Below are 17313 nucleotides of genomic sequence, written 5' to 3'. Positions count from 1 at the left end.
TACTGCTCTTGGACGACTTGGGCCTGGAATCAATGAGTCCGATGCAGGCAACGATGCTGTTGGAGGTGATGGAAGATCGTTACGACAAAAGCAGCAGCATCCTGATCAGTCAACTGCCGGTAAAAAAATGGTATGGACTGGTAGAAAACCCCACGACAGCTGACGCGTTACTCGATCGGCTAGTACACCCCAGCTATCGACTGGAACTTAAAGGCGAATCACTACGCAAAGAGCAAGGAGTAGCCAGCACAGGAAAAATAGACTAAAACTGAGTCAGAAGATGAGCGAGCACGTGATCGAATATCACTGGAATGGGTGATCGGAAAATATCGAAATAACTGATCTGATGTCGCCGGAACAGATGATCGGATACGTCGGAATCTGCAAGGGGGCCGCGACAATGCGGTCCGCGACACAGGCCATCATATAACCGCCGCGGGCGGCGACCTTATCCACCGCCACGGTGAGCGGAATGCCCTTTTCCCGCAGCCGCTGGAGCTGCGATGCCGCCAGGCCGTAACCGTGTACCACTCCGCCGGGGCTTTCCAGGCGCAGCAACACTTCGTCACCCGATTTAGCGACCGACAGCACGGCGGTAATTTCTTCGCGCAGCGAGCTCACTTCGCCGGCATCCATACTGCCGGTGAAGTCCAGCACGTACAGACACGAACGTGACGCCGCCTTATCTCCCCGCTTCGCCCGCAGTTTGGCCTGTTTGGCGTCGGCTTTATCCTGCTTTTGTGCCGTTTGTGCCAAATGCCCTTCTCGGCTTCACCCACCCGGGCCAGCTGTATTTCACGCTGTCTTTCGCGATACTGTTTGCCCAAATCCAGGATGTGAATCTGTCCTTTGCATTGGCGCGTCCGCATGCGTAAGCCGAACACCAGCAGCAATAGCGCGCCGATTGCCAATACCACGGTAAGGGTTTTGGCCAGAAAAAGTCCGTACAACGAAATAAATTCCACAAAACCGCCTTGCTAATAATGAGAACAGTCGACAACTATTCTAGTCAAGGCTCTGCGCCGCGTCGCCTGGAAAATCAGAATATTGCCGCCAGAGTGAAGGGTCCCCGTGCCCGGCCACCGCAGGTCGGGCCTGCGGTCGTGTGGCCCGCGCTGATGCCAAGCCGGCCCCCGCCGTCGCAGGGACGCGGTCCGCGGGCCAAAAGCGGCTCGCCGGGGACGGCAATGCCCCCTGCGTCGGCTTGCGTGGCGCAGACATCGTAATCCCGGCGATTGAAATACCCTGCTGGATCAGGCATAAAAAGAGATAAGTCTGTCCATAGGAACCGCGATAATCTGCGATTGGCGGCAACGTTTCCTAGCTGAGGAGTGAGGCGTGTATTATCAGCCCAAACGTAATTTACTGGATCAAAAACGCATTCTAGTGACCGGCGCCGGTGACGGCATTGGTCGCGAGGCGGCCCTGACTTATGCCCGCCACGGCGCATCGGTGCTGTTGCTCGGTAGAACAGAACATAAACTGAACACGGTGAAACAGGCCATCGCCGTGGCCGGCGGGCGTGAGGCCCGGGTGCTAGTGCTGGATTTGGCCTGCACCGAGCCGGCGCCCTACCAGCGGCTGGCCCAAAGCCTTACCAAGGAAATTCCCCATCTGGACGGTTTGCTCAACAACGCCGGCCTTTTGGGTGAAATCGCGCCCATAGCCGAGCAAACCCCCGCGCGCTGGTCAGAAGTCATGGCGGTAAATATCAACGGCACCTTTATGCTAACGCAAGCGTTGCTGCCGCTGCTGCTTAAAGCCAGCAGCCCGTCGCTGATTTTCAGCACCTCCAGCGTGGGCCGCCAGGGACGGGCAAACTGGGGCGCTTATTCGGTATCCAAATTCGCCACCGAAGGGATGATGCAGGTATTGGCGGAGGAATATCCCGCGTCTACGCTGCGGGTCAATTGTATCAACCCCGGCGGCACCCGTACCGGCATGCGCGCCAACGCGTTCCCCACGGAAGATCCCGACCGGCTAAAAACCCCGGCCGATATCATGCCCATCTATCTTTATCTGATGGGCGACGACAGCCGGCGTAAAACATGCATCAGCTTTGACGCACAGCCCGATCGTAAACCCGGTCCGGCGACCTGATACCCGGCCGCCATTGCCGGCACGGCGTTGCGGCCTTTGTCGAGAGAGTTTTTATGGATGCCAAGCGTCACCAACAGCGTCAGTAGCGGATAAAAGAGAAGGTCGATGCCCGCATCGACGCCGCGACCGAACGGCGCGGGATCGTGATCATCTTCACCGGCAAAGGCAAAGGCAAGACCACCGTGGGTTTCGGGACCGTGACCCGCGCCGTGGGCCATGGGTTATGCGCCATCAAAGGCCAGTGGCCCAACGGTGAGCGTCGGCTGCTGGAGCCGCACGGCGTCGAGTTTCAGGTGATGGCCACCGGGTTTACCTGGGAGACGCAAAGTCGCGAACTTGACAGCGCCGCCGCGCGCGATACTTGGCGCCACGCCCGGCGAATGCTGGCGGACGACACGCTGGATGTCGTGCTGCTGGATGAGTTGACGTATATGATCAGCTACGATTATCTGGACCGCGAGGAGGTCATCGCCGCCCTTACCACACGTCCCGCGGGGCAAAGCGTCATTATCACCGGATGCGGCTGCCACCGACAGTTGCTGGAAATGGCGGATACCGTCAGCGAGATGCGGCCGGTTAAACACGCTTTCGATGCCGGCCTCATGGCGCAGCAGGGCATCGATTGGTGACACTGTCACTTAAAATGGCTTTTTTTTAATTTCCCCCCCCCACAGGCGCCTGCCGCCTAGAGTGACATGACGCGGTCACATCCTTGCGCGGCGTCCCGTAGCGTGCGGGACACGCCGCCCCTCTCTCGGGGAACGCGTCTCGGGCCAGGGCGGTATTCACCCCAACCCCGAGCGCCGATACCGTTAGCCTATGCCGTTATTGCGTTTACTGCTTTGGCCGGCGCGGCGCGAGGGCGCTCTTTGGCTGCTGCGCTTGACCGCCCGCCGGATTTGCGTGGCCTTCAAGCGGCGGCGATCGCGCTCTACCGGCCGCTTGGTTACCGATTCAAGCGGCAATTGCACTTTTTCGCGCAGGTAATTGGTATTGTCGAGCGGCAGTTCGGTCCAGCCGCCGCGCGGCAGCCCTTTGGGCAGCGTGACGTCACCGTAGCGTACGCGGATAAGCCGGCTGACCTGGACGCCAACCGCTTCCCACAGGCGCCGCACTTCGCGATTGCGCCCTTCCGTCAGCGTCACGTTGTACCACTGGTTCAGGCCTTCACCCCCTTGGAACGTCAGGCTGCGAAAGGCCGCCGGACCGTCTTCCAGCTGTACGCCGCGGGTCAGCTGGCGCAGTTTTTCCTCATCCACCACGCCGAAAACACGCACGGCATATTCCCGTTCGATTTCACAGCTCGGGTGCATCAAGCGATTTGCCAGTTCCCCGTCGGTGGTAAATAACAATAGCCCCGACGTATTAATGTCCAGGCGGCCCACGGCCACCCAGCGGGCATTATTGAGACGCGGCAGGCGATCAAAAACCGTTGGCCGCCCCTCGGGATCGCGGCGCGTGCAGAGTTCGCCTTCCGGCTTATAATAAGCCAACACGCGGCAAAGCGCGTCTTCCACCGGTTTGATGGTGATAATGCGACCATCCACCCGGATCTTGGTGGTGCTGGTGACCTCTACGCGATCCCCCAGGGTAGCAACGTTACCGTTTACGCTCACGCGGCCCTGTTCAATAACGGCTTCGATTTCTCGGCGGGAACCCTGTCCGGCACGGGCCAGGACTTTTTGCAGCTTTTCTCTCATGGCGAACCTCGCATGTCGCCTTCACAGGCGTCAGATGGATTCAAATACAATTAAATAAATAAGTTAAATTAAAACGCTTGCGCCATTCTACAGCAATACACTACCGCTGTAAGCTTTATTCTTCCGCGCAAGCATCGCTGGGTTAAGCGAGGCCGCGTCCGCCACCGCCGCGGCAGTAGGGTAAAGGGCGGGCGTCCACCCTATCTTGCGCTAGCGGCTCGCGAGCCGGGTCATTCCCTTGCACGGCACCCGCGTCCCTCGATGGTCAGTCATTGCGCACCGCCTGCGTTCGTCGACGGTCATTCCTTGCGCGGCGCCAGCACGCGCCAACATCCTTAACGGTAATTGCCTTGCGCAGCGTCAGCGCGACCCTAATCCCATCGGCGGGCAGCCCTCACGCATCAAAGTGCGGGAGTTCAGCCGCCGGCGGCCTGTACAATCACGCAACGGGAGAGCGTCTTAGCACCGCCCTAGCAATCAGTCAGTTTATCAGCGCCCCACTCGCCGCCGCTTGCCTCACAGGAACGGCGAGACATCGCCCACCCCCTGGCGTACCACCCGCGGCGTCGGGTCGGTCAAATCGATGACCGTGGTCGGCTGTTGGCCGAGGAATCCGCCGTGGATGACCAGATCCACCTGTTTACCTAGATGGGCGCGAATAGACTCCGGATCGGATTCAGCAAAATCATTGCCCGGCAGCATTAAGGTGGTGGACATCATCGGTTCATCCAGAGCCTCAAGCAGCGCTAGCGCAATGGAGTTTGACGGGACGCGCAAGCCGATGGTTTTGCGTTTGTCGCTCATCAGCCGGCGCGGCACTTCCTTGGTGACCTTGAGGATAAAGGTATATTTGCCGGGGGTATTATTTTTCATCAGTCTGAACGCCTGATTGTCCACCTGCGCATAGGTCGATGATTCAGAGAGATCGCGGCATACCAGCGTAAAATTGTGATGGCCGTCCAGTTGGCGAATGCGACAAATGCGCTCCATGGCCGTTTTGTCTTCAAGCTGGCAGCCCAGGGCATAACCGGAGTCGGTAGGATAGACAATGACCGCGCCTTTGCGCAACAAATCAACCGCCTGGCTGACCAGACGCGGCTGCGGATTATCCGGATGAAGGGTAAAAAACTGACTCATTAATCAAACACTCCCTTATTAGGGCGGCCGGCAAAGGACACGGGCAGCCAGGTTTATCCCTCTGCGGTGGCGGGGGGATGGGCGGCAGGCAACACAGGCCAGTCACGCCATACCGGCTCAATCCCTCCCGGTAGCCACAATTTGCGACCCAGCTCAATCCATGCGCAGGGTTGATGAAAATCGGACCCTTGTGAAGCAAGAAGTCGGTAATCACGGGCATAGCCCGCAAGCTAACTCCTTTCTTGCGGCGACTGCTGGCACTGCGCGACTTCCATGGCATCGCCGCCGGCGGCGGTAAACTGCGCCAGCAGCCGTTTCAACCACTTGGCCGAGAGTTGATAACGCCCGGGATGCGCCACTACCGCCTGTCCCCCTGCTAGGTGGATCGCTTCAATCGCTTCTTCTATTGTACACCACGGTGGCGGGACATAGCCGGTTTTCACCCGCGACAAATATTTTTTAAACACGTTGGCGACGTTGCTGGCCACGCCAAGGCTTACCAGATAGCGGGCGAAATGGCAGCGGGTGACCAGATCGTCCTGTGCCAGTTGTCTGGCCCCGTGCCAGGGATCGTGAATACCCGCCTTTACCAGCCTCTTGGTGATGGCATGCGCGCACGCCAGGCGATGCGCGCGCTGTGATGCCAAAAGCGTCGTTAGCGCCGGGTGAGAAGGCGCAATGCCCAATCCGACAATATGGATCTCGTGGTGTTGCCAGAGGGTGGAAATTTCCACCCCTGCGACCAGGTTGAGCGGCAGGCGCAGCGCCGCAATCGCCTCCCGGGCGGGCGCGAGGCCATCGACGGTATCATGATCGGTTATCACCAGCACCGTGACGCCCATCGCCTGGGCGCGCACCACCAGTTCCCGGGTCGTGAGCAGGCCATCGGAGGCGGTGGTATGGCTGTGCAGGTCATAAATCACCCGCAGGGAGGTTGTCATCGGTTGTGCTGTCAAGGGAGTCTGCCCGTGATTTTCAATGCCCTCCATGATAGCGGTAAACAGAGCTGAATCGAACTAGTGGATTTATTTTCGTCAGTACCACCATTAAGGTTGACTTTTTATCTCTGAACTAGTTTAGTAGTACGCAGTTAAACACAAGCCGTCGAGATACTAAAAAATGATGACATCTATAACTGTAATGCTTCGCTGGTGGCGCACTTCCCTTTAGCGGGTGGTGCTATCATGCGTCGCTGTCATCAGACAGAGCAAGATCCCAACTAGCCCGCTACATCAGCGGGCTTTTTCATGGGCGACAATCAGGAAATCAGATAATGCAAATGCCAACCAGCCAGAACCAGATAGAATTGCTGCACGCGCAGGCCCCTTACCGTCCCGACCCCACGGCGATGTTCAACCAGTTGTGCGGCGCACGTCCCGCGACACTGCTGCTGGAATCGGCCGAGATTGATAAGAAGCATGATCTCGAAAGTATGATGGTTGTCGATAGCGCGCTGCGTATCACCGCCCTCGGCCAGACCGTCACGCTGCAGGCGTTGAGCGGCAACGGCGCCGCGCTGTTGCCGCTTCTGGACGCCGCTTTGCCGGAGCAGGTCACGGTCATTACGCATCCCTACGGCCGCGAGTTAACCTTCCCGGAGACGGAACAGGCCGTGGATGAGGACGCCCGCCTGCGCTCGTTGTCGGTTTTTGACTGTTTGCGCCTGCTACTGACGCTGGTTGGCCAGCCGCCGGACGCGCCGAAAGCGATGTTTGTCGGCGGCCTGTTCGCCTATGATTTGGTCGCGGGCTTTGAATCCCTGCCGCCGTTGCGTCCAGGACAGCGCTGCCCCGATTACTGTTTTTATCTCGCCGAAACGTTGCTGATCCTCGATCACCAGCAGCAGACCTGCGAACTGCAGTGCAGCCTGTTTAGCGCCAATGCGGCGGAAAAACAGCGGTTGCAGCACCGGCTTGAGCAATTACAGCATCAGCTTACCCAGATGCCGGAACCGATCTCGCATCAGGTCATCGACACCATGACGCTGACCTGCAGCCAAAGCGACGAGGAGTACGGCCAAATCGTGCGACGCATGCAGCAGGCGATCCGCGAGGGGGAAATTTTCCAGGTAGTACCGTCGCGGCGCTTCTCCCTCCTCTGTCCTTCGGCACTCGCCGCCTACCATACGTTGAAGAAAAGCAATCCCAGCCCGTATATGTTTTTCATGCAGGACAATGAATTCACCCTGTTCGGCGCGTCGCCGGAAAGCTCGTTGAAATACGACCCCGACTCCGGGCAGATTGAAATTTACCCAATCGCCGGCACCCGCCCCCGCGGTCGCCGCGCTGACGGCACGCTGGATGCCGATCTCGACAACCGTATCGAGCTGGAAATGCGCGCCGACCATAAAGAGCTGGCCGAGCATCTGATGCTGGTGGACCTGGCGCGCAACGATCTGGCGCGCATCTGCGAGCCGAGCACCCGCTATGTGGCCGATATGACCAAAGTCGATCGCTACTCCTTCGTAATGCATTTAGTGTCGCGGGTGGTGGGCCAGCTGCGCGCCGATCTTGACGTGCTGCACGCCTACCGCGCCTGCATGAACATGGGCACGCTGAGCGGGGCGCCGAAGGTGCGGGCGATGCAGCTTATCGCCGAGGCGGAAGGCGAACGCCGCGGCAGCTACGGCGGCGCGATAGGTTATTTCACCGCCGCCGGCGCGCTCGATACCTGCATTGTCATCCGTTCCGCCTATGTCGAAGACGGCATCGCCACGGTACAGGCCGGGGCGGGCGTGGTACTGGATTCCGTTCCACAGGCGGAAGCCGACGAAAGCCGCAACAAAGCCCGCGCCGTTTTGCGTGCCATTGCTACCGCCCACGACGCAAAGGAGCTGTTCTGATGGCCGACATCCTATTACTCGATAACATCGACTCGTTTACCTATAATCTGGTGGATCAACTGCGCGCCAACGATCATCAGGTGGTGATTTACCGCAACCGGCTACCGGCCGCGCTTATCACGCGGGCGCTCTCCGAAATGGAAAATCCGATCCTGATGCTGTCGCCGGCGCCCGGCGCGCCGGCCCAGGCCGGCTGTATGCCGGAACTGCTCACCCAGTTGCGCGGCCGGTTACCGATCATCGGCATCTGCCTGGGGCATCAGGCGATAGTGGAAGCCTACGGCGGCCACGTCGGTCAGGCGGGCGAAATTTTGCACGGTAAAGCCTCGCCTATCCGCCACGACAATCAGGGCATGTTCGCCGGTCTGCCGAATCCGCTGCCGGGGGCGCGCTATCATTCGCTGGTCGGCAGTCAGGTGCCGGACTCGCTGACGGTCAACGCCCACTATAACGACATGGTGATGGCGGTACGCAATGACGCCGATCGCATCTGCGGCTTCCAATTCCACCCTGAATCCATTTTAACCACCCAAGGCGCACATTTGTTAAATCAAACGCTCGCTTGGGCGCTGGCGTAACCACAAGGACCTTTTTATGCAAGCGATACTGGAACATCTTTACCAGGGCGGACGAATCAGCCGTGAACAAAGCCAGCAGTTATTCGGGGCCATCATCCAAGGGCAGTTGGCGCCGGAGCAGCTGGCGGCCGCCCTTATCAGCATGAAAGTGCGCGGCGAATACCCCGAGGAAATCGCCGGCGCGGCCGGTGCGCTGCTGGCCGACGCCAGCCCGTTTCCGCGTCCAGATTATCCCTTTGCCGATATCGTCGGTACCGGCGGCGACGGCAGCAATAGCATCAATATCTCCACCGCCAGTGCCATCGTCGCCGCCGGCTGCGGCGCCCGGGTGGCCAAGCACGGCAACCGCAGCGTATCCAGTCGATCGGGTTCTTCAGACCTGCTGGCGGCGTTCGGCATCCGGCTGGATATGCCGGCGGCGCTGTCGCGCCAGGCGTTGGATGAACTGGGCATGTGTTTTTTGTTCGCGCCGCAGTATCATTCCGGCTTCCGCCCCGCCATGCCGGTACGTCAACTGTTGAAAACCCGTACCCTGTTTAATGTGCTGGGTCCGCTGATAAACCCGGCCCGGCCGCCGCTGGCGCTGATTGGCGTCTACAGCCCGGAATTGGTATTGCCCATCGCCGAGACGCTGCGCGTATTGGGCTACCAGCGCGCCGCGGTGGTCCACGGCGGCGGCATGGACGAGGTGGCGCTGCACGCCCCGACCCAGGTGGCGGAGCTGCGTGACGGCGCGATTGAAAGTTACACACTGAGCGCGGCGGATTTTGGCCTGTCGCCCCAGCCGGCGGAGGCGCTGCGAGGGGGATCGCCGGAAGAAAACCGTGACATTTTAGCACGTTTGTTACAAGGTAAAGGTGAACACGCGCATGAATCCGCCGTCGCCGCCAACGTGGCCCTGCTGCTCAAATTGTTCGGGCAGGAAAATCTCCGTGACAACACCCATCGGGCGCTGGAGGAAATTCACAGCGGTGCCCCCTATGCGCGCGTGATGGCCCTGGCAGCAAGAGGATAAGAAAGTCATGCAGGACACGGTACTTTCGAAGATCGTCGCAGATAAATATGAATGGGTGGCCGAGCGTAAACGGCTGCAACCGCTGGAGAGTTTCCGTCATCAGGTGCAACCCAGCACGCGCAGTTTTTATCACGCGCTGTCCGGTACCCGCCCGGCGTTTATCCTGGAATGCAAAAAGGCGTCGCCGTCCAAGGGCCTTATTCGCGCTGATTTCGACCCGGTCGCCATCGCGGGTGTTTACCGGCATTACGCCTCTGCTATATCGGTACTGACCGACGAGAAATATTTCCAGGGCAGTTTCGATTTTCTGCGCCAGGTGAGCCTCCCGGTGAGCCAGCCGGTATTATGTAAAGATTTCATTATCGATCCGTGGCAGATTTACCTGGCGCGGCTGCATCAGGCGGACGCGATTCTGCTGATGTTGTCCGTCCTTGACGACGACACCTACCGCGAACTGGCGGCAGTGACCCACAGCCTGAACATGGGCGTGTTGACCGAAATCATCAACGACGAAGAGCGGCAGCGCGCGATTGCGCTGGAAGCGAAAGTGGTGGGGATTAATAATCGCGATTTACGCGATCTATCTATCGATTTGAACCGTACCCGCACCCTGGGCCCGCGTCTGCCGGCGGGTGTCACGGTCATCAGCGAGTCCGTCATTAATCATTATCGCCAGGTGCGTGAACTCAGCCACTACGCCAATGGCTTCCTGATCGGCAGCGCGCTGATGGCCGAACCCGACTTGACGATGGCGGTACGCCGGGTGCTGCTCGGGGAAAACAAAGTCTGCGGTCTAACCCGCGCCGCCGATGCCCGCGCCGCCCTGGAGGCCGGCGCGCTCTACGGCGGGCTGATTTTTGTCCCCGGCTCTCCGCGCTATGTGGAAGAAGACACCGCCCGCGCCGTGATGGCCGGCGCCCAGCTTCGCTATGTCGGGGTGTTTTGCGATGCGCCGGTGAGCGACGTCGCCGCGAGAGCCAGCGCGCTGTCGCTGGCGGCGGTCCAGCTGCACGGCTGCGAAGACCAGACCTACATCGACGCGCTGCGTCAGGTCCTGCCGCCCGATTGCCGCATCTGGAAAGCGCTGGATATGTGCCACGCCTTGCCGGCGCGCGATCTGGCCCAGGTGGATCGCTATGTGCTCGATAACAGCGGCGGCAGCGGTAAACCTTTTGACTGGTCGCTGTTAAACGGAGCGACGCTGGATAACGTCATACTGGCGGGCGGTCTGGCGGCGGATAACTGCGGGGCCGCGGCCCGTCTTGGCTGCGCCGGACTGGATTTCAACTCTGGCGTAGAAAGCGCGCCGGGTATTAAAGATCATCATAAATTGGCTACGGTATTTCAGACGCTGCGCGCCTATTAACCATCAGCCTGACACCGTGAGAGACAACAAAGCATGACACGACTTAATCCCTATTTTGGCGAATTTGGCGGCATGTACGTGCCGCAAATCCTGATGCCTGCGCTTATTCAGCTGGAAGAGGCGTTCGTCAGCACCCAGAGCGACCCGGCGTTCCAGGCCGAATTCAGCAATCTGCTGATTAACTACGCCGGCCGGCCGACGCCGCTGACGCTGTGCCGCAACTTGACCGCCGGTACCCGGACCAAGCTTTATCTGAAACGCGAAGATCTGTTGCACGGCGGTGCCCATAAAACCAATCAGGTACTGGGGCAGGCGCTGCTGGCCAAACGGATGGGCAAAACCGAAATCATCGCCGAAACCGGCGCCGGCCAACACGGTGTGGCCTCTGCCCTGTCCTCGGCGCTGCTGGGGCTGAAATGCCGGATTTATATGGGCGCCAAAGATATCGAACGCCAGTCGCCCAACGTCTTTCGTATGCGGCTGATGGGCGCCGAGGTCATTCCGGTGCACAGCGGCTCCTCCACCCTGAAAGACGCCTGCAACGAAGCGCTGCGCGACTGGTCCGCCAGTTATGAACGCGCACACTACATGCTCGGCACCGCCGCCGGTCCGCATCCCTTCCCGACCATCGTGCGCGAATTCCAGCGGATGATAGGCGAGGAGACGTGCGCGCAGATGCAAGAGCACGAGCAGCGCCTGCCGGATGCGGTCATCGCCTGCGTCGGCGGCGGCTCCAACGCCATCGGCATGTTCGCGGATTTCATCGATGAACCCGACGTGCGCCTTATAGGCGTAGAGCCGGGCGGCCTGGGCATCGAAACCGGCCAGCATGGCGCATCGCTGAAACACGGCCGCACCGGCATCTACTTCGGCATGAAATCGCCGATGATGCAGTCCGCCGAAGGACAGATTGAAGAGTCCTACTCCATCTCCGCCGGCCTGGACTTTCCTTCGGTGGGCCCCCAGCATGCTTACCTTGATAGCATCGGCCGCGCCGAGTACGTGTCGGTCACCGACGAAGAAGCCCTGGACGCCTTCCGGCGCCTCTCACGCCATGAGGGCATTATCCCCGCGCTGGAATCGTCCCACGCGCTGGCCCATGCGCTGCGGATGATCAAAGCGGAGCCGAAGAAGGAGCAGATCCTGGTGGTTAACCTGTCCGGGCGTGGCGATAAAGATATTTTTACCGTTCATGATATTTTGTCGGCGCGAGGAGAAATCTAATATGGAACGCTATCAGCAATTATTCACCCAGTTGGCGTCCCGCAACGAAGGTGCTTTCGTGCCGTTTGTGACGCTTGGCGATCCCAACCCCGCGCTTTCGCTGCAAATCATCGATACGCTCATTGACGCCGGCGCCGACGCGCTGGAGTTGGGCATCCCGTTCTCCGATCCGCTGGCGGACGGCCCCACCATTCAAAACGCCAACCTGCGCGCGTTTGCCTCCGGCGTCACGCCGGCGCACTGTTTTGAGATACTGGCATCGATTCGTTCGAAATACCCCGCCATACCCATTGGCCTGCTGATGTACGCCAATTTGGTGTACAACGACGGCATTGACGTTTTCTACGCCCGCTGCGTCGGCGTCGACTCGGTGCTGGTGGCGGACGTGCCGCTGCAAGAGAGCCTGCCATTTCGCCAAGCCGCGTTGCGCCATGGTGTGGCGCCCATCTTCATCTGTCCGCCCAACGCCGACGATGACCTGCTGCGCGAAATCGCCTCCCACGGCCGGGCGTATACCTATCTGCTCTCGCGTGCCGGCGTCACCGGCAGCGAAAAACGGGCCAATACGCCGCTGGCGCATTTGGTCAATACCCTTAAGGAATACCACGCGGCGCCAACGCTTCAGGGATTCGGCATTTCCGAACCCGACCAGGTGCGCGCCGCTTTGCAGGCCGGGACCGCCGGCGCCATCTCCGGCTCGGCCATCGTGCGGATTATCGAAAACCATGTGGATGATCCCGCGCTGATGCTGGAAAAACTGGCGCAATTCGTGCGTGAAATGAAGGCCGCCACCCGCCCCTGACTGGCGCAAACACTTTTTATCAGCAACACTGTCAATGCCGGACGCCCGCAAGGCGCCGGCGGTGAAACCGAATAAATAACGACAACGCATTCCATCAAGGAGAGAATATGAACGTGTGGAAAGTCGCCGCCAGCCTGTTAACCCCTCTTTGTATTGGTCTTCGCGCTGAGCGGCGGCGCAGGCGCCCCCTCTTCTTTGCCGAAAGCCGTCAGAAGCGATAGCCCACGCCAAACATAAACGCCCAGGGATTAATATCAGTATGAATGGATTGCTGCTGACCGCAGGCCTTGAAGCGGACATCGGTATCGATATCCATATACCACACAGACATATTAATCAGCCAGTTATCGCTGACGTTATAATCCAGCCCCGCCTGCCCGGCCAGCCCCCAGGAATGCTTCACGCTCAAATCGCTTAAGCCAAGATCCTCGCCCTTCTGATTAAAATGGGCATCATAAAAGGTGGTGTAGTTCACGCCGATACCGATATGGGGCCGCAATTTGTCTTGGGCATTGCCAAAATAATATTGCGCCATCAAGCTTGGCGGCAATTATTTGACCTTGGCGATATTGCCGGTGCTGTTAAGCCCGATGCGGTGACTGAACGGCGTCGCCGCCAACAACTCGACACCGATATTATCGGTGATCATATAACCAAAGGTCAGCCCCAGCTGCGTGTTATTGCTGACATTGAACTCGCCCAGCCCCAACACATCATCCGAACTCTCGCTGAGCCGGACGGTAACACTGCCGGCACGGGCGATAAAATCACCGGCCTGGTGTGCGAATACGGGTTGACTAAAAAGGATAGCGGCCACCGACGCGGCCAAAACGGTTGTTTTCATACCCTGCTCCATTGCTATTTTGCTTACCGTTAAGGGGTAAATTTGATCCTTATCACCTTCCGAACTCTCGGTGGCGTAGAGGCAAATTGATATGCATCACCGATAACATGCGTTATATCAATTCCCCTACTATTTTTACGGGTTGATCCATATCAACGGAACGGCAACAATAGCAAAAAAAGCGGTGATAAATCATTTCTGTTGCTTTCAGGGGGCAGGCTGGGTAGTTTGCGAGTGTGTCAGTTCGGGTTCGACGTTGTGGCATCGGTGGATAACAGCATGAACGATGATGGCAATCCCTGCATGTCCTGCGGCGCCTGCTGCGCTCTCTTCCGCGTGTCTTTTTACTGGGCCGAGGCGGATGACGGCGCCGGCCAGGTGCCTGTGGCATTAACGGAACCGCTCACGCCTTTTTTACGCTGTATGGCGGGCAGCAACAATCGTTCGCCGCGCTGCCGCGCGCTGCAGGGACAGATCGGCGACAGCGTGAGCTGCGCCATCTATGTCTCCCGTCCGTCACCCTGCCGCGAGTTCCGTATGAGCGGCGAAGACGGCCTGGCGAACGCCGCGTGCGATCGCGCCTGGGCGCACTATGGCTTGCCGCCCTTGGCGCGACCGGCGGCGCGGGGGGAGATTATCATGCCGCGCCCGCCCGGGGATGATGCATTAGGGTGCCAAGCCGTGGATTAACAGGGTAGAATAGCGGGCTAGCCTATTTGTTGATTGTTTTGCCAAGGAGCCCCCATGCCAATTAGGGCAAGTACCCTGTACCGCGACATGCTGAATTTTTTCCGTAATCAGTTTGCCAGTATCGTGCTATTGGCTCTGCTGACGGCGCTGAAGCGTTGTGCTGGGACATGCGCTGTCCCCGGGCAGCGAGCAGCTGATGACACTGAGCGACGGTACCCATATGGGCGACAGCGCCGATATGAGCCTGCAGCAGTTGGTACAGCAGATGTCGGTCGAGCAGCAGCGCGTGTTGCTGAAAGCCTCCGCCGCCGGCACCCTGGCCGGTCTGGTCGGCAACGTCCTGCTGGCGGGAGGATTGCTGACCATGATTCGCCTGGTATCCAACCGCCAGCCCGTTAGCGTATTGCGCGCAATCGGCCTGTCGGCGCCGCTCTTGCCGCGCCTGCTGTTGCTTATTTTTCTCACTACGCTGCTGGTCCAGCTGGCCTGCTGCTGATTATCGTGCCGGGTATCCTGCTGGCCATCGCTTTTAGCCTGGCGCCGGTCATTGCTACTAGCGATAATCTAGGCGCCATCAAATCCATGCGCCTGAGCGCCAGTCTGGCGTTTGCCAATCTTCGGCTGCGGGCGCCGGCGGTGCTGTTCTGGCTGCTGGCTAAAGCGGCGGTGCTTCTGCTGGCGACTCAGTTCACTCTGGTGTCATCGCTGGTGGCGGCGGTATTATTAAATGGTTTGAGCAATCTTCTTTCCGCTCTGCTGCTAATCTATCTTTATCGTCTATATATGTTGTTGCGGCAGGCCTGATGGCGGCGTTTACCCTCTTTACCGGTGGACTTTGTTATGAAGCAGTTTCTTGATTTTCTGCCCTTGGTGGTGTTTTTTATTGTCTACAAGCTGTACGACATTTACTACGCATCCGGCGCATTGATAGCCGCCTCCGCGCTGGTATTGGTTTATACCTGGCTGCGCTATCGCAAAGTAGAAAAGGTCGCCCTGATTACCTTCGTGCTGGTGGCGATATTCGGCTCGCTGACGCTTTACTACCACAACGCGGAATTTATCAAGTGGAAGGTGACGGTGATTTATACGCTGTTCGCCGCGGCACTGCTGATTAGCCAATTCGTCCTCGACAAGCCCCTCATTCAACGTATGCTGGATAAAGAGATCCATCTCCCGGCGCGGGTTTGGAACAATTTGAATATCGCCTGGGCGCTGTTCTTCCTTGCCTGCGGCGCGGCGAATATTTATATCGCGTTTTGGCTACCGCAAAGCGTTTGGGTGAATTTCAAGGTTTTTGGCCTCACCGGCCTGACGCTGGTGTTTACATTGCTCAGCGGAATTTATATCTACCGCCATATGGCGGAGGATGAACGCAATAATAATACCCATTAATCCCGCGCCTTTGGCGCGGGTGATGTTAAGCGGGAGTAATGATGAGCGAAGTGATTAAGCCGCCCAGCGGCGAAATGGTGCTGCGCCCGCTGGCCATGCCGGCTGACACCAATGCCAACGGCGATATTTTCGGCGGCTGGCTGATGTCGCAGATGGATATTGGCGGCGCTATCTTGGCGAAAGAGCTGGCGCAGGGCCGGGTCGTGACGGTGCGCGTCGACGGCATGACATTTCTAAAACCGGTGGCGGTGGGCGATGTCATCTGTTGTTATGCCCAATGTCTGAAAACGGGGAACAGTTCGTTGACCATCAATATCGAGGTATGGGTGAAAAAAGTGTCCTCGGAGCCCATCGGCCAGCGCTACCGGGCTACCGAGGCGGTGTTTACCTATGTCGCGGTGGATAACAGCGGCAAACCTCAGCCGCTGCCGCCGGATCAGCGCCAGCGCAAACTAAGCCCCTTTCGTATCGGCGGCTGCACCGCTGCGCGCCGGTGCCAGCCTGTTCACCCGCCGTTAAACTGGCGTCTTGGCGCGGGGCGCCCCCGTTGACCGCACGTTCACCGGCGCCTTGTCCGCCGTGCGCCGGCGGCGATATTGCCGTTCATCCGGCATCGCCCCCGCATTGACCGCGGGCAGCCTGCCTACCGCCGGTCCCGCCCCGCTATTCGCCACTGCTGACACCCTCAAGGTCAAATTTAAAATTGACCGTCATATTGGTGGTAGGCTTGCCGGTCTCATAGGTCCAGCGGCGCATTGCCAAACGAATATCGCGCTCGAACATATTGCGCGGCTGGGCCGATACGATACGTATATTTTCCACCCGACCCTCGGCATTAACGTTATACATCACGCTAACACGGCCCTCAATCCTCAACGCTCTGGCCCGCGGAGGATAAATGGGGTTGGTGCGTAGCGGCGCACTGCTAACGCTTTTCACGTTGCTGCTCGCCGGCGCGCTGGGGGCGGGCGCAGCCGGGCGCGTCTCGGGTTTCGGCGTCCGGGGCTTGATCTCCCGGTGCCGCTCGAGTTTTGGCTTGGGCTTCGGCACCGATTTTGGCACCTGTACCGGCGCCGGAGGTTCGGGTACCGGCTCGGGAACGGGCTGCGCGGCGCGACTTCCTGCTCGGGCGCCACAGGTTGCGGATGGGGCGGTTGCTCGACCGGCTGCGCCTGCTGCGGTTCGGGCGCCACCAGCATAACGGTCATGGGCTGCTCGACGGCGGAAGGTAAACTCATCGGCGGGACCGTGGCATAAAGTAATCCTGCGACCAAAGAGGCGTGTAATCCGGCAGACGCAATAAACGGCCAGGAAAAGCGACGGGTCTGATTCAAAATAGTTAACGCCATATCATTGGAGGTCGTGGTTGAGGGCAAAGTTTAAATGCAAATAGCAATCATATTCAATAACTGTCAGCGATCTCTTTGCCGTTTAGCGTTTTTATCTGCCTGAGCGCAAGCGCCTCGGGCTTTTCGCGCCCTGTGCAGATTCCGACGTATCCGATCATCTGTTCCGGCGACATCCGATCAGTTATTCCGATATTTTCCGATCACCCATTCCAGTGATATTCGATCACGTGTTCGCTCATCTTCTGACTCGGTTTTAGTCTATTTTTCCTGTGCT

14 protein-coding genes, 6 pseudogenes and 1 other annotated feature are annotated in these 17313 nt (G+C 59.0%); of the genes and pseudogenes, 13 read left to right on the top strand and 7 right to left on the bottom strand.

What is annotated here, in order from left to right; all coding sequences use genetic code 11:
• A partial coding sequence (locus tag ACMX3H_RS12465) for an ATP-binding protein (RefSeq protein WP_415211061.1) occupies positions 1-266 on the top strand: 266 nt, incomplete at its 5' end.
• A 112-nt stretch (positions 267-378) separates the two neighbouring features.
• Here the strand turns inward: ACMX3H_RS12465 and ACMX3H_RS12460 are convergent.
• A pseudogene (locus ACMX3H_RS12460) lies at positions 379-965 on the bottom strand (S49 family peptidase); the annotation flags it as partial.
• Positions 966-1338: 373 nt separating this feature from the next.
• Here ACMX3H_RS12460 and ACMX3H_RS12455 point away from each other — a divergent pair.
• Both ACMX3H_RS12455 and cobO read left to right on the top strand, forming a co-directional pair.
• Positions 1339-2100, top strand: coding sequence for a YciK family oxidoreductase (locus ACMX3H_RS12455; RefSeq protein ID WP_415211060.1), 762 nt, complete (start codon positions 1339-1341; stop codon positions 2098-2100).
• Positions 2101-2189: 89 nt separating this feature from the next.
• Positions 2190-2729, top strand: a complete 540-nt coding sequence (gene cobO / locus ACMX3H_RS12450) for a cob(I)yrinic acid a,c-diamide adenosyltransferase (protein WP_415211064.1) — start codon at positions 2190-2192, stop codon at positions 2727-2729.
• A gap of 183 nt (positions 2730-2912) precedes the next feature.
• Here cobO and rluB read toward each other — a convergent pair whose 3' ends face one another.
• The 3 genes and pseudogenes from rluB to rnm form a co-directional block, all read right to left on the bottom strand.
• Positions 2913-3800, bottom strand: coding sequence for a 23S rRNA pseudouridine(2605) synthase RluB (rluB, locus tag ACMX3H_RS12445; RefSeq protein ID WP_415211059.1), 888 nt, complete (start codon positions 3798-3800; stop codon positions 2913-2915).
• 516 nt (positions 3801-4316) lie between these two features.
• The gene (locus ACMX3H_RS12440) at positions 4317-4937 is read right to left on the bottom strand and encodes an L-threonylcarbamoyladenylate synthase (RefSeq protein ID WP_415211058.1); all 621 of its coding nucleotides are present in this window, start codon (positions 4935-4937) and stop codon (positions 4317-4319) included.
• 53 nt (positions 4938-4990) lie between these two features.
• Positions 4991-5926, bottom strand: a pseudogene (gene rnm, locus ACMX3H_RS12435) (RNase RNM).
• A 154-nt stretch (positions 5927-6080) separates the two neighbouring features.
• Positions 6081-6186: a sequence feature (Trp leader region), on the top strand.
• 30 nt (positions 6187-6216) lie between these two features.
• Between rnm and ACMX3H_RS12430 the strand changes: the two are divergent.
• Genes ACMX3H_RS12430 through trpA form a run of 6 tightly spaced genes read left to right on the top strand, consistent with a single transcriptional unit; the run spans position 6217 to position 12764 of the window.
• A complete protein-coding gene (locus ACMX3H_RS12430; protein ID WP_415211063.1) occupies positions 6217-7779 on the top strand; it encodes an anthranilate synthase component 1 in 1563 nt (520 codons plus the stop codon).
• Complete coding sequence (locus tag ACMX3H_RS12425; RefSeq protein WP_415211057.1) at positions 7779-8357, top strand: glutamine amidotransferase-related protein; 579 nt, start codon at positions 7779-7781, stop codon at positions 8355-8357. Before ACMX3H_RS12430 ends, ACMX3H_RS12425 begins: the two co-directional genes overlap by 1 nt.
• Positions 8358-8373: 16 nt before the next feature.
• Complete coding sequence (gene trpD / locus ACMX3H_RS12420; RefSeq protein ID WP_415211056.1) at positions 8374-9372, top strand: anthranilate phosphoribosyltransferase; 999 nt, start codon at positions 8374-8376, stop codon at positions 9370-9372.
• A 7-nt stretch (positions 9373-9379) separates the two neighbouring features.
• A complete protein-coding gene (gene trpCF / locus ACMX3H_RS12415) occupies positions 9380-10738 on the top strand; it encodes a bifunctional indole-3-glycerol-phosphate synthase TrpC/phosphoribosylanthranilate isomerase TrpF (RefSeq protein WP_415211055.1) in 1359 nt (452 codons plus the stop codon).
• 33 nt (positions 10739-10771) lie between these two features.
• Positions 10772-11962 (top strand): tryptophan synthase subunit beta, encoded by a 1191-nt coding sequence (gene trpB / locus ACMX3H_RS12410; protein WP_415211054.1) that lies wholly within the window; start codon positions 10772-10774, stop codon positions 11960-11962.
• A 1-nt stretch (position 11963) separates the two neighbouring features.
• A complete protein-coding gene (gene trpA / locus ACMX3H_RS12405; protein ID WP_415211053.1) occupies positions 11964-12764 on the top strand; it encodes a tryptophan synthase subunit alpha in 801 nt (266 codons plus the stop codon).
• Between the two features lie 208 nt (positions 12765-12972).
• Here trpA and ompW read toward each other — a convergent pair.
• Positions 12973-13608 (bottom strand): annotated as a pseudogene (gene ompW, locus ACMX3H_RS12400) (outer membrane protein OmpW).
• Between the two features lie 279 nt (positions 13609-13887).
• Between ompW and ACMX3H_RS12395 the strand changes: the two are divergent.
• The 4 genes and pseudogenes from ACMX3H_RS12395 to yciA all read left to right on the top strand — a co-directional run.
• Positions 13888-14298, top strand: a complete 411-nt coding sequence (locus ACMX3H_RS12395) for a YkgJ family cysteine cluster protein (RefSeq protein ID WP_415211052.1) — start codon at positions 13888-13890, stop codon at positions 14296-14298.
• A gap of 54 nt (positions 14299-14352) precedes the next feature.
• Positions 14353-15102: pseudogene (locus ACMX3H_RS12390) on the top strand (YciC family protein).
• Positions 15103-15138: 36 nt separating this feature from the next.
• Positions 15139-15690: a septation protein A gene (locus ACMX3H_RS12385; RefSeq protein WP_415211051.1), complete on the top strand. Its 552-nt coding sequence runs from the start codon at positions 15139-15141 to the stop codon at positions 15688-15690.
• 41 nt (positions 15691-15731) lie between these two features.
• Positions 15732-16127: pseudogene (yciA, locus tag ACMX3H_RS12380) on the top strand (acyl-CoA thioester hydrolase YciA); the annotation flags it as partial.
• 226 nt (positions 16128-16353) lie between these two features.
• On the opposite strand, the gene ACMX3H_RS12375 reads toward yciA, so the two are convergent.
• Both ACMX3H_RS12375 and ACMX3H_RS12370 read right to left on the bottom strand, forming a co-directional pair.
• The gene (locus ACMX3H_RS12375) at positions 16354-16539 is read right to left on the bottom strand and encodes a TonB family protein (protein ID WP_415211062.1); all 186 of its coding nucleotides are present in this window, start codon (positions 16537-16539) and stop codon (positions 16354-16356) included.
• 126 nt (positions 16540-16665) lie between these two features.
• Positions 16666-16953: pseudogene (locus ACMX3H_RS12370) on the bottom strand (hypothetical protein); the annotation flags it as partial.
• Positions 16954-17313: the final 360 nt, after the last annotated feature.

The organism is Sodalis sp. (in: enterobacteria), assembly GCF_047607725.1.
In the GTDB taxonomy this organism is placed as follows: domain Bacteria; phylum Pseudomonadota; class Gammaproteobacteria; order Enterobacterales; family Enterobacteriaceae; genus JBLKSS01.
The sequence above is the reverse complement of the archived record's forward strand: the minus strand, read 5'-3'. Positions and strand labels throughout refer to the sequence as shown.